The organism is Endozoicomonas sp. SESOKO4, from assembly GCF_024606275.1.
On record NZ_JAHHPS010000528.1, the window covers coordinates 1 to 1,278 of the forward strand.

Below are 1,278 nucleotides of genomic sequence, written 5' to 3' on the forward strand. Positions count from 1 at the left end.
CCAGTGAAGCTTATTCTCGATGTGTCACTCTGCCATTGGTTCAGCTTCTCCAAAGAGAAGTGATGATCGAAGGCCTTTTCAAGTTTACCCTTATTGCCTTTGACCGCCAGCATCCAGTCAATTAAACACTTCTGGGCTGATCGTACTCACTCACCCCAGTCTTCTGCGCCGACAATGACAGCACAGATGGTCAGAAAAAGGATGTCTGTTAGTCTGTTAGTTTGTGGCCGACTTACCATGCTTGGCGAGGGTCACTGATAATAGAGAGTTGTGAAATCAAATCGTGAGCATTCATGCTGAGGTCTTATCCTGATGGGCAGTTATAAGACCATGGACGCATTAAAAAGAAAAAAATATAAGCTACAGGGCAATAATTTCAGGGGGGTTCATAATTTTTCCCTGCTACTCGAACAGCAGATCAATCAGTCTGATAATCAATTTGTTTCTGAACAACAGCAGTATCTTGAAAAGCCGTTGAAGGCAATGACCAACTATTCGTAATGTGTCCACATCCTGATAATTTTAACGGTCTTCTCTTTTTTAAGTACCTGATAAACCAGCCAGTGCTGGATATTAATTCTCCGTGATAATGCTCCACTCAGATCACCAATCAGCTTTTCATAGGGTGGTGGCGTTTGATATGGATTGATCGCCAGTATTTGCAGCAAGTCTTCTACTTTGTTTTTGAGGTCTGCTGCTGAGATTTTCTTTGCATCTTTTTGGGCCTGCCGGGTGTAAATTAATTTCCAACTCACCAGCCGGGTTCCTCACTGCATTCTGAAATATCACTGGCTAATCCTTCACGGATGGATTCTCGCATAGCTGGTACATTGAGCAGGTGAAGTGTTTCCTGAATAGCACTCCAGTCTTCTTCAGATACCATTACGGCATTATTCCGTTTGCCGGTAATGAGAACTGGTTTATGGTTTTGGGCGGTTTCATCAATCAGCCTGTACAGATTTGCACGGGCTTCGCTGGCACTGTATCTGCTCATGGGTTTTCTCCTGATTCTTTCACTATCAGCGTACGTAATATAGTACGTATTCTTTGACTCTGCCTAGTCGAGAAGAGTGCGCGCCACGGCAAAATCATGAAAGTGCCTGCCCAGCAAGGACTTCAGCCAGATAGCATGTACTCATAGCTGCTTTCTTTTGTTTTCTCTTCAGACCTGCTTTGAAGGTTTTCGTGTTGTTCAGCAGATTGACTGCAATATGTCTAAAGCCTGCTAAAATTTCTGCTCCGTCATTTCTTCGGATGCGACACTCGTCTTCTCTCATC

General features: G+C 43.9%; 4 protein-coding genes. 1 reads left to right on the plus strand and 3 read right to left on the minus strand.

Translation table 11 applies throughout. From position 1 onward, the window contains the following. Window positions 1-312: 312 nt before the first annotated feature. A complete protein-coding gene (locus tag KDK16_RS10310) occupies window positions 313-501 on the plus strand; it encodes a hypothetical protein (RefSeq protein WP_257275986.1) in 189 nt (62 codons plus the stop codon). On the opposite strand, the gene KDK16_RS10315 is transcribed toward KDK16_RS10310, so the two are convergent. The 3 genes from KDK16_RS10315 to KDK16_RS10325 all read right to left on the minus strand — a co-directional run. After that, window positions 492-755, minus strand: a complete 264-nt coding sequence (locus KDK16_RS10315) for a Txe/YoeB family addiction module toxin (protein ID WP_257275988.1) — start codon at window positions 753-755, stop codon at window positions 492-494. The two genes, KDK16_RS10310 and KDK16_RS10315, sit on opposite strands and share 10 nt — an antisense overlap. Next, window positions 752-994, minus strand: coding sequence for a type II toxin-antitoxin system Phd/YefM family antitoxin (locus tag KDK16_RS10320; protein WP_257275990.1), 243 nt, complete (start codon window positions 992-994; stop codon window positions 752-754). Before KDK16_RS10320 ends, KDK16_RS10315 begins: the two co-directional genes overlap by 4 nt. Before the next feature lie 94 nt (window positions 995-1,088). Next, the coding region (locus KDK16_RS10325) for a transposase (protein ID WP_373690976.1) at window positions 1,089-1,278 on the minus strand (190 nt) is incomplete at its 5' end.